This window comes from Micromonospora sp. NPDC048894, assembly GCF_040649765.1.
Classification (GTDB): Bacteria; Actinomycetota; Actinomycetes; order Mycobacteriales; family Micromonosporaceae; genus Micromonospora; species Micromonospora antibiotica.
Window position 1 is genome coordinate 39,315 of the sequence record NZ_JBEZFY010000001.1, and the last position, 20,477, is coordinate 59,791.

The window sequence follows — 20,477 nt, forward strand, 5'->3', positions numbered from 1 at the left end:
CCGGTCGCGGTGGGACGCGGGGGCGCCACCACCGGGTTGCCGTGAGCTGACACACGCGCCATGAGGCCGGCGATGAGCCGGGTGCGCGCTGCAAATTCCACATCATTCGGGCCAATCGGGCCGATGGGCCGCCGGTCGCGGTGTCTGTGTCGTACGACACCCGAGTCGACCGGATCAGCCAGGTTCACCGTTGCGCCTCTCGCCTTCGCTCCTGCCGGGCGGCGGCGGCGGACTCCGCAGCGCCCTGTTCCGGACCGCCGTCGGCCAGCCCGTCCCCGCCGAGCAGGAACTGCTCGACGAGGTGGTTCCAGTCACAGCCGAGGCACACCTCCACCACGAAGACCTGAAACTCACGCAGCGTCATCGCCAGCGCGGGCAACTCGGCCAGCGTGCGCGCCTGGCCGGCGGACTGCCTGAGTTCGTCCCCGTAAATGTAGTGGACGTGGGTGAGGTTCTCGCTCCGACAGATCGGGCACCGCTGTTCGGTCGGTTCCCCGTGGAACCGGGCCGCGTTCTTCAGGTAGGGCGAGGCGTCGCACACGTCGTACGTGCCGATCCGCCCGGCGAGCACGTCACGCAGCACTGCTCGCTTCTGCAGCGAGTAGTCGACCACCTGACGAGACGTGCGCATGCGGCAAAGGGTACGCGTTCCGATCGGGTGGGGCGACCACCGTCACGATCCGTGCACGGGCTGGCGCAGAACGGGGGTTTGCCCTGACAGCGGGGGAGGTACTAACGTGCGATGTATCGGTCCGATACATCGAGGCGGTTAATCAGCCGCTCCGAGGGTAAGGAAAGGGTGGCCCGTGCTCGAGCTCGCCATCCTCGGCCTCCTGCAGGAGGCCCCGATGCACGGCTACGAACTCCGCAAGGAGCTCACCGCCAAGCTCGGCGCCATCCGGGCGGCGATCAGCTACGGCTCGCTCTACCCGACCCTGCGCAGGTTGCAGGCGGCGGGTTGGATCACCGAGGCCGCCGACGCACCGGCCACCGCCGAGGAGGTTCCCGCACTGACCAGCCGACGAGGTCGGGTGGTCTACAAGATCACTGCGGAGGGCAAGGAACGCTTCGCCCAACTGATCGCGCAGGCCGGGCCCGAGACGTACGACGACACGGGCTTCGGTGTGCACTTCGCGTTCTTCGCCCGCACCGACCAGGCGACCCGGCTGCGCATCCTGGAGGGTCGCCGCCGCACGATCGAGGAGCGTCGCGAAGGACTTCGGGACGTGCTGGGCCGGGCGGCCGAGCGTCTCGACGCGTACACCCTGGAACTGCAACGCCACGGCCTCGACGCCTGCGAGCGCGAGGTCCGCTGGCTGGAGGAGCTCATCGCCAACGAGCGCTCCGGCCGTGCCCCGACAGTCCCGCGACCCGGGACGGCCGGCGGTCCACGAGACAACAACAGCCCGCCTCCGCCTGGAGAGTCCAGGAATGAGCGGCCGTCATGAAGAAGGAGGCAGACGCTATGGGCTCCGTCCGCGTCGCCATCGTCGGTGTGGGTAACTGCGCCTCGTCCCTCGTGCAGGGCGTGGAGTACTACCGCAACGCCGACCCGAACGACCGCGTCCCGGGTCTCATGCACGTCACCTTCGGCGACTACCACGTATCGGACGTGGACTTTGTCGCGGCGTTCGACGTGGACGCCAAGAAGGTCGGCATGGACCTCGCGGAGGCGATCGTCGCCAGCGAGAACAACACCATCAAGCTCTGCGACGTGCCGCCCACCGGCGTCAGCGTCCAGCGCGGCCCGACCTTCGACGGCCTGGGCCAGTACTACCGCGAGATCATCGAGGAGTCCGACGCCGCGCCGGTCGACGTGACCAAGGCGCTGCGCGACGCCCAGGTCGACGTGGTCGTCTGCTACCTGCCGGTCGGCTCCGAGCAGGCCGCCAAGTTCTACGCCCAGGCCGCGATCGACGCCGGCTGCGCCTTCGTCAACGCGCTGCCGGTCTTCATCGCCTCCGACCCGGAGTGGGCGCAGAAGTTCACCGACGCCGGCCTGCCGATCGTCGGTGACGACATCAAGAGCCAGGTCGGCGCCACCATCGTGCACCGCGCGCTGGCGAAGCTGTTCGAGGACCGGGGCGTCGAGCTGCTGCGCACCTACCAGCTCAACTTCGGCGGCAACATGGACTTCATGAACATGCTGGAGCGCACCCGGCTGGTCTCGAAGAAGATCTCGAAGACCCAGTCGGTCACGTCCCAGATCCCGCACGAGATGGTCAAGAGCGACGTGCACATCGGCCCGTCGGACCACGTGCCGTGGCTGGACGACCGCAAGTGGGCGTACATCCGCCTGGAGGGCCGTTCCTTCGGTGACACCCCGCTCAACGCCGAGCTGAAGCTCGAGGTGTGGGACTCGCCGAACTCCGCCGGTGTCATCATCGACGCCGTCCGGGCCGCCAAGATCGCCCTGGACCGCAAGGTCGGTGGCCCGATCCTCTCGGCCTCCTCCTACTTCATGAAGTCCCCGCCGGAGCAGTACGCCGACCACGACGCGCACGCCGCCGTCGAGTCCTTCATCAAGGGCGACATCGAGCGCTGACGCGCCGACCACCGCACCGTCGAGGGCCGGGTCCGTGCGGACCCGGCCCTCACGCGTTCGGTCCACCATTTCCAGGTACGGCGACAGCCGCCGGCAGAAAGGTCCGCCCGGCAAGGTCGCGCCGGTTCCAGGATCGACCCGAAGGGCTGTCCGTGTTCAACAGGCCCGGTAGACCTTGTCCGCCCTGTTCTGCTTCGGATAGACATCGCTGATGGATCTCTTCGAGACGCTCACCGTGAAAAGCGGAGTTCCGTTGCTCTCGTAGAACGTCACCGAACCGCTTTTCAGGTTGTAGTAGACCGCTTCCGTGCGGTTCTGCCAGCCCCAGGTGGCCAGGTTCTGCCAGCCGCAGTCGGACAGCTTCCCGTAGGGGGTGCCGAATCGCACGTCGTCGTAGAAGCAGAACCACCCGTCCGGGCAACTGGGGGCGGCGAGCACACCTGGCGAGGTTCCCGATGCCGCAGCCGCAGGGGTCGCGGCCGAGAAGCTGCCGAATATGATCAGTAAATTGATCATCACGCCGGCCAACAGGCGGCGAACGGCACGGATCATGGTGGCTTCCCTCCCTCGGTCGAGCGACAGCAGGGCAGGCCAGGAGCAATCGATGAACGCTCTGAGATCGAGCGGCGACGCTCAGTGACGCCCGTTGGCTCAGGGTAGAGTCGCGCCACGAATGATCGCCAGACCGGAAGGGAATTCTGATCGGCCGTAGGACGGCTGCGATCATCGATTTCCGCTAAACTGTTTGCCGCCCCGGATCGGGCGGATCAGTTCCGTCGCCGGCGATCAAGGGCATGACCATGTGGGATCGACCCGTGGGCAGCAGATCATCGGCACCATCCGTGCCGGAAACCGTCACCGTCGGCGTCATTCTTCACATGGCGCATTCCCGGTTCGCCTTTTCGGGCCGCGTTTCTGACACCTCGGCTCGACGGTACTGCCGCCCGGGGGGGGTTCGCAGAAGACCCACCCTCCCCGGGCGGTTGCTCAGTCGCGCCCCTTCCTCAGCTCGCAGTCCACGAACGTGGTTCCGGATTCGACCACCGGCACCGGCGACTCGGGACGTACGGTCTGCTCGTGGAACAGAAGCGCACCGCGAGCAGGGTCGATGACGAGCGTGTCCCGGGTGCCCACAGCATTCTTCGCGGCTTCGCCGTCGATGCTGAACGCCAGTCCCTGCCGACCTGTCGCGTCTATCAACCAGTCACGGAACACCAGACCAGGCAGACCGGCCAGCACCCGCAGGAGCGCCGCTCGTTGTGCGGAGCCGAGGCAGTGCTCCTTGTTGAGGTTGGCTATCCCCCGGAGCACGGCCAGCGACTCGGCCGTTGATCCCGGCTCGGCTCCCTGATCGACCAGGAGCTGCCGGCTGAGTTCCCGGGGGTCCGTCGACGGGTTCGGGACCCGCAACCGGGTCAGCGCGGAGGCAGTGCACTGCGTCGGCTCAGGCTCCCTCCGGTGGTCCGCGTGGATCAGCGTGCTGGACTCGCAGTCCTGCCCGTCAATGACGGTCCTCCGGAACTCCCGTTCCTCGTAGGCGTCCACCTCGGACGAGGTGGTCGTCCGGGAGACGACCAGCCTGGTGAGCACCGCATCCTCCCGGGCGATCGCCGACTGCGGTGTGACCACAATCCGCTGGTCCAGCACGAAGACCTCGTACCGACCGTCCGGCGCCTCCTCCACCACCGGACCACCGGCCCGCTCGTTGTCCGGCGCGACCCGGTCGCGCCTGCGGTCGGCCGTCGCCATGCCCAGGAGAACCAGGGAAACGGCGGTCAGTGCCACCGCCGCCAGCATGTGCCACCGCCGCCGGGATGGTCGCACGATCGAGGGCCCAGGAGTCCCCTCGGCCGCCGCACCCGAGGCGATCACTGCGTCTGCCGCCCGGGTCGATGCGACGAGCGGATCAGGCAACGGGTCCCGCGGTTCCGTCTGCTGTTCGCCGAGGCGATCGGCCAGCGCACACCAGGCGCGGACCTGGCTCTCGTGTGCACCGAGGCAGAGGACGAGGTAACCCAGCGCATCCGGACCGGGGTCGACCTCACCGGCCAGGATGGCGTCAACCTGTGCTCTTCTCGGCACCGGACCCGACAACGCGCCCTTCAGTCGCTCCCCACTCACCGCGTCGAGCCGCCGTTCGAGTTCCTCGTCGGTCAGCCGCTGCTCCGCCCTGAGCCGACGCAGCGCGACGAGCAGGCCTGACGACGAGGCGATGCGGCCGTCCGGCTCGAACCGCTCGGCGGCCTCAACTGCCTCCTCGCGAAGTCGTCGCCAGTCGCGCGCGACCTCGTCGGTGACGCCGATACCGACGAGGAAGGCGTCCAACACACGCGACGTGGGGATCCTCCGACCACTGAGGTTCTCCGACAACGTACTCGTGCTCACGTCGCCCTTGCGCGCCACGCGTTTCATGGGCGGCTCACCAGCGGCCAGGTACGCGTCACGCAGCTTCTGAGCGAGTTGGGCGGCCGGGCCGAAGCCCACCACCGGGTTCAGCGGCCGGCCCGTCCTCTTGGTTGTCCCGTGTTCGGTCGGCGGTGCCGCCGGGCTCTGCACTCTCGTTCTGACCTTCCTGCGCGTGTAGGACGACCGTCACCGGCCTTCGGGAGTCTGTCCGTCGGATCGACCCGCCAGTTCTGCGACGTCCCGGCCTCCGGGTCCGGTCTCCGGGCCCAGAATGTCGAACAGCCGGCGCAGCGTCCGCCGGTGGCTGCGGCCCCAGGTCTGCGACGTCCAGCGGGCCATCTGGACCGCGACGATCCCGAGGATCGCCGGCATGGCGACCGCCACCCGCCAGGACCCGCCATCGCGCATCACCAGCGCCGAGTAGATCATCAGCATGGCCAGCAGAACGGCCACCAGGGCACCCCCGTCGGCCCCACGCCGCCGCGGACGGCCGCCATCCAGCTGGTGTTGAGAAGACATGTCGGAACTCCTTGCCGGCACGACGGTGTCACGTCGCGCGTTGTTCGTTGGAAGATTCGGCGCAGGGAGTCGGATCTAACGGAACACCGTCGTCGAACTCCCGCCCGCACCTCCGATCTTGCTCCCCCCACTCACCGAATCTCAATGCCGGACTGAGTCATCACGCAGCTCAGATAATTGCTTGCGGGAACAACATGATGATTGTTCGGAAGGCTGCGGAGGTGGGTTCCTGCTATTCGGGCAGGCCCCCCGAAAAACTCGCCAGATATCTGTGAGCTGGGAATTCATCAACCACCGAGGGGCATGTGCCCGGCTGGCCGACCACCATCCGAGCCAGGGCCCAGGGTTGTCCGACGGAGATTGCCCAGGCGCCCCACGCCCGGCACACACTCGCGGCCCCGCAACTCGTCCCGCTGCCGCTGCCCACCCAGAAAAACCGAAAAACACCGGCGTCCACGCCCACCCGGTCCTGCCGCACTGATCGGCGATCTGATCGTCACGACCAGGCGCGGCGCAGCGCCACCCCCGCCTCCAACTCCAGCAGGGTCACCTTGCGGGGCAGGCCGCCGCCGAAGCCGACCAGTTTGCCGCCCGCGCCGACGATCCGGTGGCAGGGCACGATCACCGGGACCGGGTTGCGGTTGCAGGCCACCCCGACCGCCCGTGCCGCGCCCGGGTCGCCGACCAGCCGGGCCACCTCGCCGTAGGTGAGCGTCTCCCCGTACGGGATGCGGGTCATCTCCCGCCAGACGGCGCGCTCGAACTCGGACCCGCGCGGCACCGTCACCGGCACGGTGAACCCGGTCAGCTCACCGGCGAAGTACGCCCGCAATTCGGCGACCGCCCGGCCGGCCAGCCCGTTGGCGGGTTCGTCGTCGGCCGAGGCGACCCGGCCGAAGTGCGTGCCACAGACCGCCGTGTCGTCGGTGGCCACGGAGAATTCCCCGATCGGCGAGTGGAGCACGGTCCAGCGCATACCGCCATTCTTCCCGCCCCGACCGACACCGGGAGCGGGGGCCGGGCCCGGAGAGGGCGCGGGATCGGCCCACCACGTCGGACCAGCCGGACGTGCCGTCCGTCGTCTCCGGCCACCCCACGGAGCCGACGGCGACGAAACACCTGCGGACGGGGCAAGGTCTCCCCGCCGCCGAGCGTCTTCGGTACGGAGGTGAGCGGTGACCGAAGGCACCGACGGGGAGTTCACCGCGTTCGTCAACGAACGGGGGGACGCGCTGCTGCGCGTCGCGTACGCGCTGGCGGGCAGCCAGCACGCCGCTGAGGACCTGCTGCAGAACGCGCTGGCCAAGGCGTACGCCCGGTGGCCCCGGATCCGGGGTGACGCCGAGCCGTACGTGCGCCGCATTCTCTACCACGACCAGGTCTCCGGCTGGCGACGGCTGGCCCGGCGACGTGAGGTCCCGGTGGCGGTGCTGCCGGAACGGCCCGGCGAGCGCAACAGCAGCCACGACAGCGAGCTACGGATGCTGCTGCGCGACGCGCTCCGGACGCTGCCGCCCCGGCAACGGGCGGTGTTGACGCTGCGCTATCTGGAGGACCTCAGTGTCGAGCAGACCGCCGCGATCCTCGGCTGCCGGGCCGGCACGGTGGCCAGCCAGGCGTCCCGCGCGCTGGCCCGGCTGCGGGAGCTGGGCCGTCCTTCGACGATCTCATCGGCAGTCCGGAGGTGAAGCGATGAGCCGACGGGCGGAGGATGCGCTGCGGGCCGCCGTGCACGATCTCGCCGACGAGGCGCGGCCGTCGCCCCGGCTGGCCCTGGCGGCGCTGGCCCGGGGCCGTCGGCTGCGCACCCGACGCCGAGTCGCGGTGGTCGGCGCGGCGGTGGTGGTGGCGGTGGCCCTGGTGGTACCGCTCGTGCTGATCCGGCCGGAGCACCCGGTCCAACCGGTGCGGCCCACGCCGAGCCCCACCCCCGGTACGACGCTGCTGCCCACCCCCGGTGCCGACTGGCCGGCCCGGCCGTTGGCGCTGCCCGGTGGCTGGGTGGTCACCGGCGGCGTGACCGGCGGCACCGGGTACGTGCTGGACCGCACCCGGTCCCGCTACGTCCGTGCCGGCGGATACGCCGAGGTGTGGCCGGCCCCCACGGGCACGGTCACCGCCGTGCGGGACGAGCAGCGCCCCGGCCAGCTCGGTCTCGCCGACGCGGCCACCGGGAAGCTGCGCTGGCAGCGGATCCGGGGTGCGCTGGACGTCCAGTGGTCGCCGGACGGCCGCCGGTTGGCGGTGACCGTCCTGCGGGGCGGGGTGCACCGTCTCGGCGTGCTGGGGGTCGGTGGACGGTACCGGGAGTACCGGATCGACCCGGTCAGGTACCTCTGCACCGACCACTGCGCCTTCACCTGGACCCGCGACGGCCGGGAGGTGGCGTTGCCGTTGACCGGCAGCTTCGCACCCCGGTCCGAGCAGCTCCGCCATCCGCGCTGGGGGGTGCAGTTCTTCTCCGCCGACGACGGGCGCCCGACCCGGTTCGTCAAGATCCCCGGCGACCCGGCCGGCCCGTGGTCCTGGTCGCCCGACGGGAACCGGGTGGTGGTCCAGGGGCAGCGGGAGCCGCTGCTGGTCGACGCGGTCACCGGCACGGTGCTCGGCCCGCTGCCGGTGGCCGAGGTCGCCTGGGTCGGCGACGACCGGCTGCTCTACCGGCGGCCGGGTGGCTACCGGGACGTCGTACTCGCCGACCCCGTCGGCCACGAGCTGCAACGGTTGCCGCTGCCGAGGGAGTTGGCCGAACGGACGGTGTCCGTCGCCCCCAAATGATCACGCGGAACGTTGCGTCGGGTCGCTACCGTGCAGGTCGTGGCCACGGGGACGCTCATCTTTCTGATCATCGGTGGGGCGGGCGTCGGTGTGCTGGCGCTCGCCCTGCTCGGCGGCGAAATCCTGCATTTCGGTCATCCCGACGTCGACGGTCCGGTCTCCGTCGAGGCCGTCGCCGGTTTCCTCGGCGCGTTCGGCTTCGGCGCGGCCATCGTCAACGAGCTGCTCGGTGGGCGTACCCCGGGGATGATCGCGGCGGCGGTCGGTGGCGGCGCGCTCGCCGCAGTGCCCACCGCGTGGCTGGCGGGTCGGCTGAGCCGGGCGGCGCGCGACATGCGCACCGACGCCACCCCCACCCGGGACGACCTGGTCGGCGCGCTCGGCCTGGTGGTCACCCCGATCCCGACCGGCGGCTACGGCGAGGTGCGGGTACGCGTCGCCGGCCAACCCGTGAAACTCAACGCCCGCGCCGACCGGCCCATCCCGCTCGGTGCGCAGATCTTCGTGGTGCAGACGCTGAGCGAGACCAGCGTGCACGTCGAGACCTACTGACCCCTCTTCTCGCAGAGACGGAACCCCCATGCCTCTCCTCATCGCCATCGGCGGCGCGGTCGTCCTCGCCCTCGTCCTCGTGTTGTTCGTGCTCTCCCGGATCAAGGTCGCCGGCCCGAACGAGGCGTTCATCGTCACCGGCCGCAAGGGTCGGACCACGCAGACCGCCGACGGCGGCCGGTCCACCGACAACTCCGGCCAGAAGGTCGTCCTCGGCGCGTCGGTCTTCGTCCTGCCTGTGGTGCAGAAGCTCCAGTCGCTCGACCTGTCCAGCCGTCGCATCGACGTCGGCATCCGGGGCGCGGTCAGCAAGCAGGGCATCCGGGCCGACCTGCACGGTGTCGCCATCGTCAAGGTCGGTGGCACCGAGGACGCGATCCGCGCCGCCGCCCAGCGGTTCCTGCACCAGCAGGACGAGATCGACAACTTCACCCGGGAGGTGCTGGCCGGCGCGCTGCGCTCGATCGTCGGCCGGCTCACCGTCGAGGAGGTCATCCGGGACCGGGCGGCGTTCGCCAACGCCGTCGCCGAGGAGGCCGAGCACTCGATGACCAACCAGGGGCTGGTGCTGGACACCTTCCAGCTCCAGGACATCCTGGCCGAGGGGTCGTACCTGCAGGACCTCGGTCGGCCGGAGGCGGCCCGGGTGCTCAAGGACGCGGCCATCGCCGAGGCCCGCGCCCGACAGCAGGCCGAGCAGGAGCGGCTGCTGGCCGAGGAGGCGATCGCCGAGGCGAACCGGAACCTGTCGCTGAAGCAGGCCGGTATCCAGGCCGAGATCGACGCGGCGAAGGCGAAGTCGGCGGCGGCCGGGCCGCTCGCCCAGGCCGAGCGGGACCAGGCGATCCTCTCCGAGCAGCAGAAGGTGGCCGAGCGCAACGCCGAGCTGAAGCAGCGTCAGCTCGACACCGAGGTGCGCAAGCCGGCCGACGCGGCCCGGTACAAGGTGGAGCAGGAGGCCGAGGCGGCCCGTAACGCGGCGGTGCTGAACGCCGACGCGCAGCGGCAGGCCACCATCGCCGCCGCCCAGGCCGCCGCCGAGCAGGCCCGGCTCACCGGTGAGGGCGAGCGGGCCCGCCGGGCGGCGCTGGCCGAGGCCAACGCGATCGAAGGCGCCAAGGAGGGTGAGGCCGAGCAGCGGCGGCGGTCCGCCATCGCCGAGGCGGTCGAGCGGGAGGGCCAGGCCGAGGCCACCGCCATCCTGGCCCGGGGTCAGGCCGAGGCCGACGCGATGGCCCGTAAGGCCGAGGCGTTCGCCGCGTACGGTGAGGCCGCCGTGCTCGACCTGCTGGTCAAGATGTTGCCGCAGGTGGTCGAGGCGGCCAGCGCCCCGATCGGCGCGATCGACAAGCTGACGGTGATCTCCACCGACGGGGCGTCCTCGTTGACCAAGTCGGTGGCCGGCAACGTGGCCCAAGGCCTCCAGCTCGGCTCCGACCTCACCGGCATCGACCTGTCGGCCCTGCTCGCCAAGCTCGGCGCGGCGTCGGCCGGGTCCCCGGCCAACGGCAAGCCGCCGGTCGAGGGCAGCGCGGTCGAGACCCGCTGACCGTACGACGGAAGGGGCCGTCCGGTGTGCCGGGCGGCCCCTTCCGTCGGTCAGCTCAGCGCAGGCCCTGCTCGTGGGCCCAGCGCAGCAGTTCCGCCTCGGCCTCGTCACGGTCGAGCGGGCCGCGTTCCAGGCGCAGCTCCTTGAGGTGCTGCCAGGCCCGGCCGACCAGCGGACCGGGTGGCACGCCGAGCAGCTCCATGATCGCGTTGCCGTCGAGGTCGGGCCGGACCCGGGCCAGGTCCTCCTCGGCGGCGATCCGGGTGATCCGCTCCTCCAACGCGTCGTAGTCGGCGGCCAACTGGGCGGCCTTGCGCCGGTTACGGGTGGTGCAGTCCGAGCGGGTCAGCTTGTGCAGCCGGTCCACCAGGTCACCGGCGTCGGTGACGTACCGGCGCACGGCCGAGTCGGTCCACTCGCCCCGGCCGTACCCGTAGAACCGCAGGTGCAGGCCGACCAGCTTGGTGACCTGGGAGGTGACGTCCTTCGGGTAGCGCAGGGCCTTCATCCGCGCCTTGGTCAACCGGGCACCGACCACCTCGTGGTGGTGGAAGCTGACCCGGCCGTCCCCACCGACCGCCTTGGTGGCCGGCTTGCCCACGTCGTGCATGAGCGCGGCCATCCGGAGCACGAAGTCACAGCCGTCCGTCTCGTAGGACACCGCGTTGCTCACCACGGTCAACGTGTGCTCGTAGACGTCCTTGTGCTGGGCGTGCTCGTCGATGGTCAGCTTGAGGCCGGTCAGCTCGGGCAGGAACCGGTCGGCCAGCCCGGTGTCGACCAGCAGCCGCAGCCCGGTGATCGGGTCGGTGCCGCAGAGCAGCTTGGTGAACTCGTCGCGGATCCGCTCGGCGGTGATCCGGTCCAGGTCGGCGGCCATCGAGGTCATCGCCGTCCGCACGTCGGGGTGGACGGCGAAGCAGAGCTGGGCGGCGAACCGGGCGGCCCGCAGCATCCGCAGCGGGTCGTCGCCGAACGACTCGGCCGGCGTGCCCGGGGTACGGATGATCTTCGCGGCCAGGTCGTCCAGCCCGCCGTACGGGTCGGTGAACCGGTGGTCGGGGAGGCTGACCGCCATCGCGTTGACGGTGAAGTCGCGCCGCCGCAGGTCGTCGGTGAGGTTGGTGCCGTACTCCACCACCGGGTTGCGGCTGACCTGGTCGTACGCCTCGGCGCGGAAGGTGGTGACCTCCAGCCGGAGGCCGTCGCGCTGGCAGCCGATGGTGCCGAAATCCCGACCGGTCTCCCAGATCGACTCGGCCCAGCCCTTGATGATCCGTAACGTCTGGTCGGGGTGGGCGTCGGTGCAGAAGTCCAGGTCGTCGCCGAGCCGCCCGAGCAGGGCGTCGCGCACCGAACCACCCACCAGGTGCAGCTCGTGCCCGGCACGGGCGAACCGGCGGCCCAGCTCGTCGGCGACCGGTGAGACGCGGAGCAGCTCGGCGACGGCGTTGCGCTGCGCGGTGGTCAGCTCACGGCGTTCGGCGGCGTGGGGTGTGGAGGCTTCGGACATGGGATCGCCAGCCTATCGGGCGGGGACGGGAACCGATCCGCCGGGCGCGGGTGTCGGGTCCGGGTTGACTATGGTCATGGCGTGCGGACCGGTACCGGCTCCGACGGATCCCCGGGAGGCTGGAGATGAGCGGCGGGCTCTACCGCAGCGCGAACGCCGCGCAGGGTGACGACGGGCTCCGGCCGTACGACGGGGCGACCTTCATCTCCGCCGAGCCGCTGAACCAGCCGGGGGTGGAGGCGACCGCGCCGCCGCAGGAGGTGGTCGCCGAGACCAGCGCCGCGGCGAACAGCGCGGTGATGGCGGTCGGCAGCCTGGTCAGCCGGGGCACCGGCTTCATCCGCAACCTGATGATCGGCGCCGCGCTGGGCAGCGCCGTCGGCGACGCGTTCACCACCGCCCAGTTCCTACCCAACCAGGTGTACGAGTTCCTGCTCGGCGGCGTGCTGACCAGCGTGCTGATCCCGGTGCTGGTACGCCGGCGCAAGGCCGACCCGGACCGGGGCGAGGCGTACGCCCAGCGACTGCTGACCCTCGCGGTGCTGGCCCTCGCGGTCACGGTCGTGCTGGCCCTGCTGCTGGCCTCGACCCTGACCACGCTCTACGCCGGCGGCAAGAACGCGGCGTACACGAGCCTGGTCACCAACCTGTCGTACCTGATGCTGCCGATGCTGTTCTTCACCGGCGTCAGCGCGTTGATCGCGGCGGTGCTGAACACCCGGGGGCACTTCGCCGCGCCGATGTGGGCGCCGATCCTCAACAACCTGGTCGTCATCGGCACCTTCGGCCTCTACATCGTGGTGTACGGCGCGCAGGCGCTGGGCCCGGAGGACATCGGCTGGGACCGGATCCTGCTGGTCGGCGGGGGCACCCTGCTCGGGGTGGCGGTGCAGGCGGCCGGGCTGCTGCCGGCGCTGCGCAAGGTGGGTTTCCGGTGGAAGCTGCGGTTCGACTTCCGGGAGTTGGGCCTGCGTGAGCTGGCCCGGCTCGGTGGCTGGATGTTCTGCTACGTCGCGGTCAACCAGCTCGGCCTGTTCGTGGTGGTCAACCTGCTCACCCGGGCCGCCGGTGGCGATGACAGCAACGCCGGCCTGCTGATCTACAACAACGTCTTCCTGTTGCTGATGATGGCGCACGGCATCATCGCCGTCTCGATCATCACGGCGCTGATGCCCCGGATGAGCGCCGCCGCCGCCGAGGGCCGGTTCGCCGACGTCACCGCCGATCTGTCCCGGGGCACCCGGATGGTGACGGCGGTGCTCGCCCCGATCGCGGTCTGTTACGCGGTGCTGGCCGGCCCGGTCTCCGTGGTGGTCTTCCGGTACGGCGCGTTCACCGGTGACAACGCGCTTGCCACCTCGCTGGTGCTGCTGGTCGCCGCGCTGGGCCTGGTGCCGTTCGCGATCAGCCAGCTGTTCACCTTCGCCTTCTACGCGTTGCCGGACACCCGCACCCCGGCGCTGGTCAACATCCCGGTGGTGATTCTGCGGGTGGCCGTGCAGATCGGGGTCTTCGTCACCTTCTCGGCCACCTTCGCGGCGGCCGGCATGATGCTCGGCAACGCCGTCTCGTACGTGGCGGCGGCGGTGCTCTCGGCGATGCTGCTGCGGCCCCGGGTGGGCCGGATCGGGCTGGGCCGGATCATGCGGACCGTCGGCAAGGTGCTGGTGGCGGCGCTCGGTGCGGCGCTGGTCGGCCTGCTGGTGGTCAACCTGCTCCCCGGTGACCCGGGCAACCTGAGCTGGACGGCGGCGGCGGTGCGGCTGGTCCTCGGCGGGGTGGTGATCGGCGGGACGTACCTGGGCCTGGCGATGGTGCTGCGGATCGGTGAGATCACCGAGGTGGTCGGGATGGTGCGCCGCCGGCTCGGCCGCTGATCCGCTGCCCGTACCGGGGCCGGGCGGACAGGGGACACGCAGGGTGAACGAGGATCACCAGCCTGGGGACACGCCTGTGGATAACTTGGTTAGTCCCCGCTCAGTCACCGTAAGGGCCTGTGGACAACCAACCGTACGGCTGAGCATGTGCGGCCGTTCGGGGGGAACCTGACGTACTGCCACCGGGTTGTCACCGGTGGGCCGGCCCGGGGGTCGGTGGCTTGCGGCCAGCGTCTAGATTGGCCAGTACATGTGCCAGCAACGCGGGCGAGAGTGGCGGTAACCGGACTAATCCCCTCATATGCGACGGCCCGTTGAGCGCGGCGGGAAGATGACATGTCGGGATGGCGGGCGGTCCGGGTAAGGTCGCTGTCGACGGACACGGCAGGTGGCCGACTCCCGCGTCGACGCCGCCGGCCGCTCCATCGACGGCGGATCGGGAAGCCACATGCCCAGCAGTTCGGGTCCATCGATCGACACGATCACCGAGGGAGGACGGGTGACCCAGGTCGGCGAGGGTCAGGAGGCGGAGGAAACCGCTCCTCCGGTCATGACCTTCGGTGCTCCCACAGCCGGTGAGATCCTCGCCGAGCGGTACGAGCTGGTCGAGCACATCAACAACGACAGCGCCGGGCGCCTGGTCTGGCGGGGCGTCGACGTCATCCTGCGCCGTCCCGTGGCCGTGGTGCTCCGCTACCCGGGAGGCGACTCCGCCACCGAGATGCTCCAGGCCGCCGTGGCGGCCAGCCGGGTCATCCACCCCAACCTGGTCGGCGTCTACGACGCCATCGACGAGGACGTCCGGGCCTACGTCGTCCGGGAGTGGGTCGACGGTCGGTCCCTGCGTGAGCTGGTCGCCGACGGCCCGTTGGATCCGGCCCGAGCCACCGCCATCGGCAACGCGGTCGCCAGCGCCATGGCCGCCGTGCACGCCACCGGAATGGTCCACGGCAACGTGCACCCCGGCACCGTGATGATCAGCGACGACGGCCGGGTGGTGCTGGCCGACGCCCGCACCGACGGCGACGACAGCCAGGAAGCCGACATCCGCGCGGTGGGCGGCATCCTCTACTTCGCCCTCACCGGGCACTGGCCGCACGCCGAGGCGCCGCTACGCGGTGCGACCGCCGGCCACGGCCGCGCCGCCATCCCGGACGCCGTCCGCGACGCCAGCGGCGCCATCGCCGCACCCCGGCAGGTCCGGGCCGGCGTGCCGGCGTACCTCGACGACCTGACCATGGACCTGCTCGACGCCGAGATCGCCCCGCCGTCGTCGGACGTGCTCTCGGCCGAGCTGGGCCGGCTCGACATCCCCGCCGAGGACCACTTCCTCGACCAGACCGGCACCATCCGGTTCACCGCCGACGGCGTCGAGGACCGCTCGCCGCTCGCCGCCGCAGGGGGTCGGAAGGTTGCCATCGGCATCGCCGGTCTGCTGGCGGTCGCCCTGATCGGCCTACTCATCGGCATCAACACGCTGGGTGGCGACGACGACCCGCAGACCGAGCCGGTGGCCCGCCCCTCCGCCAGCACCCCGGCCGGCGACGCCACCCCGGCCCCCGCCGTGCGCAAGCTGAACATCCAGGACATCCGGATCATCGACCCGGACAGCCGGCAACGCAACGAGCTGGGCGACGCCGAAAAGATGCTGGACGGCGACGAGGACAAGGGTTGGGAGACCGACACCTACTACTCGGCCAACTTCAGCAACTACAAGAAGGGCATGGGGGTCTGGATCGACCTCGGCGCCCTGCACACCGTCAAGTCGCTCACGGCCACCCTGTCGGACTCCGGCGTCTCCGCGGCGCTGTTCACCGGCACCGGCGACTTCCCGTCCAGCTCGCAGGGCGACAAGGACCTGGTCAAGGGGTTCAAGACGCGGATCGGGCAGCCGTTCGAGCAGCACGACGGCACCAAGATGGCCTTCGACGGCTTCGACCCCGAGCAGAAATACCAGTACCTGCTCTTCTGGATCACCGAGCTGCCCTCCACCGAGCGGGGCTTCAAGCTGGGCGTCCAGGAGATCGCGGTCCAGGGATCGTGACCTGCCGGCCGCGACCCCGTCACCGCCTCCGCCTCCGCCGGGCGTGGTGATGGTCGGTCGCGGCGGGCACCCACCCGACCCGGCGACCGGCGGGCCGGCAGCGACCGGGGCACCGCAGCCCGAGGCCACCGACCTGGACCTGCTGCGTGCCCACGTCGCCGGTGACCGGGACGCCTTCACCGAACTCTTCCACCGGCACCGCGACCGGCTCTGGGCGGTGGCCCTGCGGACCACGGGTGACCGGGAGGAGGCGGCCGACGCCCTCCAGGACGCACTGCTGTCCGCCCACCGCGCCGCCGGCCGGTTCCGGGGCGACTCCGCCGTCACCACCTGGCTGCACCGGATCGTGGTCAACGCCTGCCTGGACCGGCTCCGCCGCCGGCAGGCCCACCCCACCGTCCCACTGCCCGACGGCAACCACACCGACGACGCCCGGGGCACCGGCGGCGTCGAGCCGGCGGCACCCGCCATCGACCACGACACCGCCCTGGTGGTACGCCAGGCGCTGGCCGGGTTGCCGGTCGAGCAGCGGGCCGCGCTGATCCTGGTGGACGTGCAGGGCTACCCGGTGGCCGAAGTCGCCCTGATCCTCGGGGTGGCCGAGGGCACGGTCAAGAGTCGCTGCGCCCGGGGCCGGGCCCGGCTCGCCCGGGTGCTCGGGCACCTGCGCGCAGGTGGGGACGAACCGTCGCCCCACCCGGCCGCCAGCTCAGCGACCACGCGGGGCGGGCACCTCCGGACGGGTCAGGACGTTTCCGACGTCACACCGGGGAACCGGCAGCCGACCGACGGCGTCCGATCGGGGTCGGGGCAGGCCCGGCGGGGCGCCATCCAGGAGGAGACGTGACGGGCCGGGAGTTCAGGGAGGTCGACCACGACCTGCTCGCCGACTATCTGGGCGGGGCACTGGACGGCACCCCGGAGCAGACCGTCGTCGCCCGACTCGTCGCCGAGGACCCGGCCTGGTCCGACGCGCACGACGTGCTGGCCCCCGCCCTGACCCGGGTGCACGACGAGCTGACGGGTTGGGGTGCCGCCGTACCGGAGATGCCCCTGGCCGTGGTGGAGCGGCTCACCGCCGTGCTCGCCGGTGCCGGCCCGGCCACCCCACCCACCGACGACACCGCCACACCCGACCGGGCCGACCCGCAGGTCGGCCCGGTGCCCACGCAACCGGGCGGGTCGCGTACCCCCGGCGGTCGGGCCGGGGCCGGACGCACCGATGCGTCGGGTCCCGGTCGGCGACGGCGCTGGGCGCGGCTCGCCGGGCCGGTCAGCCTCGCCGCGGTGTCGTTGGCCGCAGTGGGGTTCGGCGTGGCCCACCTGCTCGACGGCGCGGCCTCCCGGGACTCCCCCGCCACGACGATGGCCGGGCCGGCGCAGGACGGCGCGGAAAACGCGGGCCGGGGTTTCCGGTTCACCGGTGAGACCCAACGCAGCGGCATCGACTGGTCCCCGACGACGCTGCGCGGCACCACGGCCGCCCCACTGCCCCGCCCCGTCACCCCGCCGGGTCTCCAGTCCGCGGAGGGGCCCGACGTCACCACCCAGATCGACCCCACCACGCCGGAGAGCAAGCGACTCACCGAACCCGGTGGGCTCGACCGGCTGACCGGGCGGGCGGCGCTCGACGCCTGTCTCGCCGACATCGCCGCCGAGCACAACCGTGGGCCGGTCGCCGTCGAGGTGGTCGACTACGCCACCTTCAACGGCCTGCCTGCGGTGGTGGTCCGCTTCACCGATCCCAGCGGTGCACGGTGGGCGTGGGCGAGCGGTGCGGAGTGCGGTGTGCCGGGGTCCGGCGCGGACACCCGCTACCAGGCGCAGGTAGGGTGAGGACCCGGTCACCCCTCGTCCCGCATCGCGTGACGTGACCCACCGGACGACCGGTCCGGGAATCCCCGGTTCGTACGATGACGTTCTGCAAGTCAGCCGCCGACGTCGTTGAACCGTCGGCGCTCGGATCGACGTCGGTGCGCCGCCGATGTCGTACACACACATCGGGAGACGGCAGTGGACGAGGTCCGCAACCTGATCATCATCGGCTCCGGGCCGGCCGGCTACACGGCGGCGGTCTACGCCGCGCGCGCCAACCTGAAGCCACTCGTGATCGAGGGTGTGCAGTCCGGTGGTGCGTTGATGACCACGACCGAGGTGGAGAACTTCCCCGGTTTCGCCGACGGCATCCTCGGCCCCGAGCTGATGGACAACATGCGCAAGCAGGCCGAACGGTTCGGTGCGGAGTTCCTGACCGACGACGTCACCCGGGTCGAGCTGAAGGACACCGGCGACACCGGTTCCGACGCGGTGAGCACCGTGTGGGTCGGGCAGACCGCCTACCGGGCCAAGGCCGTCATCCTCTCCACCGGCTCGGCCTGGCGTCCGTTGGGCGTCCCGGGCGAGCAGGAATACCTGGGGCACGGCGTGTCGTCCTGCGCCACCTGTGACGGGTTCTTCTTCCGCAACCAGCACATCGTGGTGGTCGGCGGCGGTGACTCCGCGATGGAGGAGGCCAGCTTCCTCACCCGGTTCGCCGAGTCGGTCACCATCATCCACCGGCGCGACTCGTTCCGGGCCAGCAAGATCATGGCCGACCGCGCGCTGGGCAACGACAAGATCAGGGTGGAGTGGAACAGCACCGTCGAGGAGGTGCTCGGCGACGACGGCAAGGTGACCGGCGTCCGGGTCCGCAACGTGCACACCGGCGACGTCAAGGTGCTCGACGTGACCGGCGTCTTCGTGGCGATCGGCCACGACCCGCGCAGCGAACTCTTCCGCGACCAGGTCGAGGTGGACGACGAGGGTTACGTGAAGGTGCAGGCCCCGAGCACCCGCACCAGCGTGCCGGGTGTCTTCGCCGCCGGTGACGTGGTCGACCACACCTACCGGCAGGCGATCACCGCCGCCGGCACCGGCTGCGCCGCCGCCCTCGACGCCGAGCGGTTCATCGCCACCCTGAGCTGAACGACAGCAACACCAACAATCTGAGGAGGAGGGTCATAGTGGGAGCAACGAAGGTCGTCACCGACGCCAGCTTCACCGCCGACGTGCTGAAGTCCGACAAGCCGGTCCTGGTGGACTTCTGGGCCGAGTGGTGCGGCCCGTGCCGCAAGGTCTCGCCGCTACTGGAGGAGATCGCGGGCGAGATGGCCGGTCAGGTCACCATCGTCAAGCTCAACATCGACGAGAACCCGGAGACGGCCCGCGCCTACCGGATCATGTCGGTGCCGACCCTCACCATCTTCAAGAACGGCGAGCCGGTGCAGTCGATCGCGGGGGCCAAGCCGAAGGGCGAACTGGTCCGGCTGATCGAGTCGGCGCTGTAACACCTGCGCACCACCGGAACCCCGTACCCCCACCGGGTGCGGGGTTCCGGTCGTCCCGGCGCCACCTGACCTGCGCGAACCGCCGGCCGAACCAGACCGGTCACGGTACGCTCCGTAAGCGCTGGTCCTCCGGACGCACAGCGTGGCCGTCTGCGAAGGTGCCCGGCAGCCAACCTCTGAGGGGGTCCTGCGTGCGTCCGATCCGATCCGGTGACCGTGGACCGGCAGTGACCGAGATCCGTGCCGTCCTGACCGGCCTGGACCTCCTCGCCGCCACACCCGGTGACGAGTTCGACGTCGCCACCGAACGTGCCGTCCGGGCCTTCCAGCAGTCCCGTGGGCTCAGCGCCGACGGCCGGGTCGGCGCGGAGACCTGGCGGGCCCTGGACGCGGCCCGCTGGCGACTCGGGGCCCGCACCCTCTACCACGCGGTGCCCGAACCCCTCACCGGCGATGACGTCCGCTCCCTGCAGGAACGACTGCTGGAGATGGGGTACGACGTCGGGGGCGCCGACGCCGTCTACGGCGTACGCACCTCCAGGGCGGTGGCCCAGTTCCAACGTGAGGTCGGGTTGAAGCCCGACGGCTCCTGCGGCCCGTACACGATGGGTGCGCTGCGGCGGCTCGGCCGCAAGGTGGTCGGCGGACGCCCCCAGTGGCTGCGGGAGTCCGACGCCATCCGGCAGTCCGGCCCGACGCTGGTCGGGCGGACCGTGGTCATCGACCCGGGGCACGGCGGCACCGACCCGGGCGTGGTGGTGCCCGACGGTTCACTGCGCTGGACCGAGGCGGACCTGGTGCACGACCTGGCCAGCCGGCTGGAGGGGCGGCTCGCCGCAGCCGGGGTACGGGTGCAGCTGACCCGTGGCCCCTCCCCCCGCGACTGCCTGCCGGACGTCGACCGGGCGGAACTGGCCAACTCCCTCGGTGCCGACGTGTTCATCTCGCTGCACACCGACGGTCACGCCGACCCGGCCGCCGACGGGGTCGCCACCTACCACTACGGCACCGACAACGGCGTCACCTCGGCCACCGGGGAACGACTCGCCGGGCTGGTGCAGCGGGAGATCGTGGCGCGGACCGGGCTGCGGGACTGCCGTACCCACGCCAAGGCGTGGGACCTGCTGCGACTGACCAGGATGCCGGCCGTCCGGGTCGAGGTGGGCTACCTGACCTCACCGCAGGACCGGTCCCGGCTGGTCGACCCCCGGTTCCGGGACCGGGTCGTCGAGGCGATCGTGGCCGCCGTACAGCGGATGTTCTTCCCGGTCGAACGGGACGTGCCGACCGGCTCGATCGACGTCAGCGCCCTGCGGGCGGTGGTGACGGCCGGCGCGGTCCGCGACTGAACCCGGTGGTGCCGCGGGC

At 71.1% G+C, this 20,477-nt stretch carries 19 protein-coding genes; 13 read left to right on the forward strand and 6 right to left on the reverse strand.

Annotated elements, in window-relative coordinates:
• Positions 1-184: 184 nt before the first annotated feature.
• A complete protein-coding gene (locus tag AB0C22_RS00165; protein ID WP_219465368.1) occupies positions 185-631 on the reverse strand; it encodes a DUF5318 domain-containing protein in 447 nt (148 codons plus the stop codon).
• A gap of 175 nt (positions 632-806) precedes the next feature.
• Here AB0C22_RS00165 and AB0C22_RS00170 point away from each other — a divergent pair, with 175 nt between their 5' ends.
• Both AB0C22_RS00170 and AB0C22_RS00175 read left to right on the forward strand, forming a co-directional pair.
• Positions 807-1,448, forward strand: coding sequence for a PadR family transcriptional regulator (locus tag AB0C22_RS00170; protein WP_208565153.1), 642 nt, complete (start codon positions 807-809; stop codon positions 1,446-1,448).
• 17 nt (positions 1,449-1,465) lie between these two features.
• Positions 1,466-2,545: an inositol-3-phosphate synthase gene (locus tag AB0C22_RS00175; protein WP_208565154.1), complete on the forward strand. Its 1,080-nt coding sequence runs from the start codon at positions 1,466-1,468 to the stop codon at positions 2,543-2,545.
• Positions 2,546-2,701: 156 nt separating this feature from the next.
• On the opposite strand, the gene AB0C22_RS00180 is transcribed toward AB0C22_RS00175, so the two are convergent.
• The 4 genes from AB0C22_RS00180 to AB0C22_RS00195 form a co-directional block, all read right to left on the reverse strand.
• Positions 2,702-3,097, reverse strand: a complete 396-nt coding sequence (locus AB0C22_RS00180; protein ID WP_219465371.1) for a peptidase inhibitor family I36 protein — start codon at positions 3,095-3,097, stop codon at positions 2,702-2,704.
• A gap of 435 nt (positions 3,098-3,532) precedes the next feature.
• Positions 3,533-5,101, reverse strand: coding sequence for a hypothetical protein (locus AB0C22_RS00185; protein WP_219465372.1), 1,569 nt, complete (start codon positions 5,099-5,101; stop codon positions 3,533-3,535).
• 36 nt (positions 5,102-5,137) lie between these two features.
• Positions 5,138-5,404: a hypothetical protein gene (locus tag AB0C22_RS00190; protein ID WP_219465375.1), complete on the reverse strand. Its 267-nt coding sequence runs from the start codon at positions 5,402-5,404 to the stop codon at positions 5,138-5,140.
• A gap of 562 nt (positions 5,405-5,966) precedes the next feature.
• On the reverse strand, positions 5,967-6,446 hold the full coding sequence (locus AB0C22_RS00195) for a methylated-DNA--[protein]-cysteine S-methyltransferase (protein ID WP_219465377.1): 480 nt from the start codon (positions 6,444-6,446) through the stop codon (positions 5,967-5,969).
• A gap of 199 nt (positions 6,447-6,645) precedes the next feature.
• On the opposite strand from AB0C22_RS00195, the gene AB0C22_RS00200 reads away from it, so the two are divergent.
• The 4 genes from AB0C22_RS00200 to AB0C22_RS00215 are packed head-to-tail and all read left to right on the forward strand — an operon-like array spanning position 6,646 to position 10,349.
• Complete coding sequence (locus AB0C22_RS00200; RefSeq protein ID WP_219465379.1) at positions 6,646-7,158, forward strand: SigE family RNA polymerase sigma factor; 513 nt, start codon at positions 6,646-6,648, stop codon at positions 7,156-7,158.
• Between the two features lie 4 nt (positions 7,159-7,162).
• Positions 7,163-8,248 carry a hypothetical protein gene (locus tag AB0C22_RS00205; RefSeq protein ID WP_357532670.1) on the forward strand — a complete coding sequence of 362 codons (1,086 nt, stop codon included), beginning with the start codon at positions 7,163-7,165 and terminating at the stop codon, positions 8,246-8,248.
• 30 nt (positions 8,249-8,278) lie between these two features.
• Positions 8,279-8,800, forward strand: coding sequence for a hypothetical protein (locus AB0C22_RS00210; RefSeq protein WP_308290956.1), 522 nt, complete (start codon positions 8,279-8,281; stop codon positions 8,798-8,800).
• 28 nt (positions 8,801-8,828) lie between these two features.
• The gene (locus tag AB0C22_RS00215; RefSeq protein ID WP_208565160.1) at positions 8,829-10,349 is read left to right on the forward strand and encodes a flotillin family protein; all 1,521 of its coding nucleotides are present in this window, start codon (positions 8,829-8,831) and stop codon (positions 10,347-10,349) included.
• Between the two features lie 55 nt (positions 10,350-10,404).
• Here the strand turns inward: AB0C22_RS00215 and AB0C22_RS00220 are convergent, their stop codons facing one another.
• Entirely contained in the window at positions 10,405-11,862 is a 1,458-nt protein-coding gene (locus tag AB0C22_RS00220; RefSeq protein WP_357532672.1) for a CCA tRNA nucleotidyltransferase, read from the reverse strand.
• Positions 11,863-11,987: 125 nt separating this feature from the next.
• On the opposite strand from AB0C22_RS00220, the gene murJ reads away from it, so the two are divergent.
• From murJ to AB0C22_RS00255, 7 genes are all read left to right on the forward strand, one after another.
• Positions 11,988-13,739 carry a murein biosynthesis integral membrane protein MurJ gene (murJ, locus tag AB0C22_RS00225; protein WP_357532674.1) on the forward strand — a complete coding sequence of 584 codons (1,752 nt, stop codon included), beginning with the start codon at positions 11,988-11,990 and terminating at the stop codon, positions 13,737-13,739.
• A 448-nt stretch (positions 13,740-14,187) separates the two neighbouring features.
• On the forward strand, positions 14,188-15,783 hold the full coding sequence (locus tag AB0C22_RS00230; RefSeq protein ID WP_219470485.1) for a protein kinase family protein: 1,596 nt from the start codon (positions 14,188-14,190) through the stop codon (positions 15,781-15,783).
• Between the two features lie 49 nt (positions 15,784-15,832).
• The gene (gene sigM, locus AB0C22_RS00235) at positions 15,833-16,630 is read left to right on the forward strand and encodes an RNA polymerase sigma factor SigM (protein ID WP_357532676.1); all 798 of its coding nucleotides are present in this window, start codon (positions 15,833-15,835) and stop codon (positions 16,628-16,630) included.
• A complete protein-coding gene (locus AB0C22_RS00240) occupies positions 16,627-17,619 on the forward strand; it encodes a hypothetical protein (protein ID WP_357532678.1) in 993 nt (330 codons plus the stop codon). The genes sigM and AB0C22_RS00240 overlap by 4 nt, the downstream gene beginning before the upstream one ends.
• Before the next feature lie 177 nt (positions 17,620-17,796).
• Positions 17,797-18,747, forward strand: a complete 951-nt coding sequence (gene trxB / locus AB0C22_RS00245; protein WP_357532680.1) for a thioredoxin-disulfide reductase — start codon at positions 17,797-17,799, stop codon at positions 18,745-18,747.
• Between the two features lie 38 nt (positions 18,748-18,785).
• Positions 18,786-19,109: a thioredoxin gene (gene trxA / locus AB0C22_RS00250; RefSeq protein WP_067310719.1), complete on the forward strand. Its 324-nt coding sequence runs from the start codon at positions 18,786-18,788 to the stop codon at positions 19,107-19,109.
• 191 nt (positions 19,110-19,300) lie between these two features.
• Complete coding sequence (locus AB0C22_RS00255) at positions 19,301-20,458, forward strand: N-acetylmuramoyl-L-alanine amidase (RefSeq protein ID WP_357532682.1); 1,158 nt, start codon at positions 19,301-19,303, stop codon at positions 20,456-20,458.
• The last annotated feature ends 19 nt before the right edge of the window (positions 20,459-20,477 follow it).

Excerpts from the sequence above, each read along its gene's own strand:
- sigM (WP_357532676.1), top strand. The coding sequence starts at position 15,833 with ATGGTCGGTCGCGGCGGGCACCCACCCGACCCGGCGACCGGCGGGCCG.
- AB0C22_RS00175 (WP_208565154.1), top strand. The coding sequence starts at position 1,466 with ATGGGCTCCGTCCGCGTCGCCATCGTCGGTGTGGGTAACTGCGCCTCG.
- AB0C22_RS00205 (WP_357532670.1), top strand. The coding sequence starts at position 7,163 with ATGAGCCGACGGGCGGAGGATGCGCTGCGGGCCGCCGTGCACGATCTC.
- AB0C22_RS00180 (WP_219465371.1), bottom strand. The coding sequence starts at position 3,097 with ATGATCCGTGCCGTTCGCCGCCTGTTGGCCGGCGTGATGATCAATTTA.
- AB0C22_RS00165 (WP_219465368.1), bottom strand. The coding sequence starts at position 631 with ATGCGCACGTCTCGTCAGGTGGTCGACTACTCGCTGCAGAAGCGAGCA.
- AB0C22_RS00230 (WP_219470485.1), top strand. The coding sequence starts at position 14,188 with ATGCCCAGCAGTTCGGGTCCATCGATCGACACGATCACCGAGGGAGGA.
- AB0C22_RS00215 (WP_208565160.1), top strand. The coding sequence starts at position 8,829 with ATGCCTCTCCTCATCGCCATCGGCGGCGCGGTCGTCCTCGCCCTCGTC.
- murJ (WP_357532674.1), top strand. The coding sequence starts at position 11,988 with ATGAGCGGCGGGCTCTACCGCAGCGCGAACGCCGCGCAGGGTGACGAC.
- AB0C22_RS00220 (WP_357532672.1), bottom strand. The coding sequence starts at position 11,862 with ATGTCCGAAGCCTCCACACCCCACGCCGCCGAACGCCGTGAGCTGACC.
- AB0C22_RS00195 (WP_219465377.1), bottom strand. The coding sequence starts at position 6,446 with ATGCGCTGGACCGTGCTCCACTCGCCGATCGGGGAATTCTCCGTGGCC.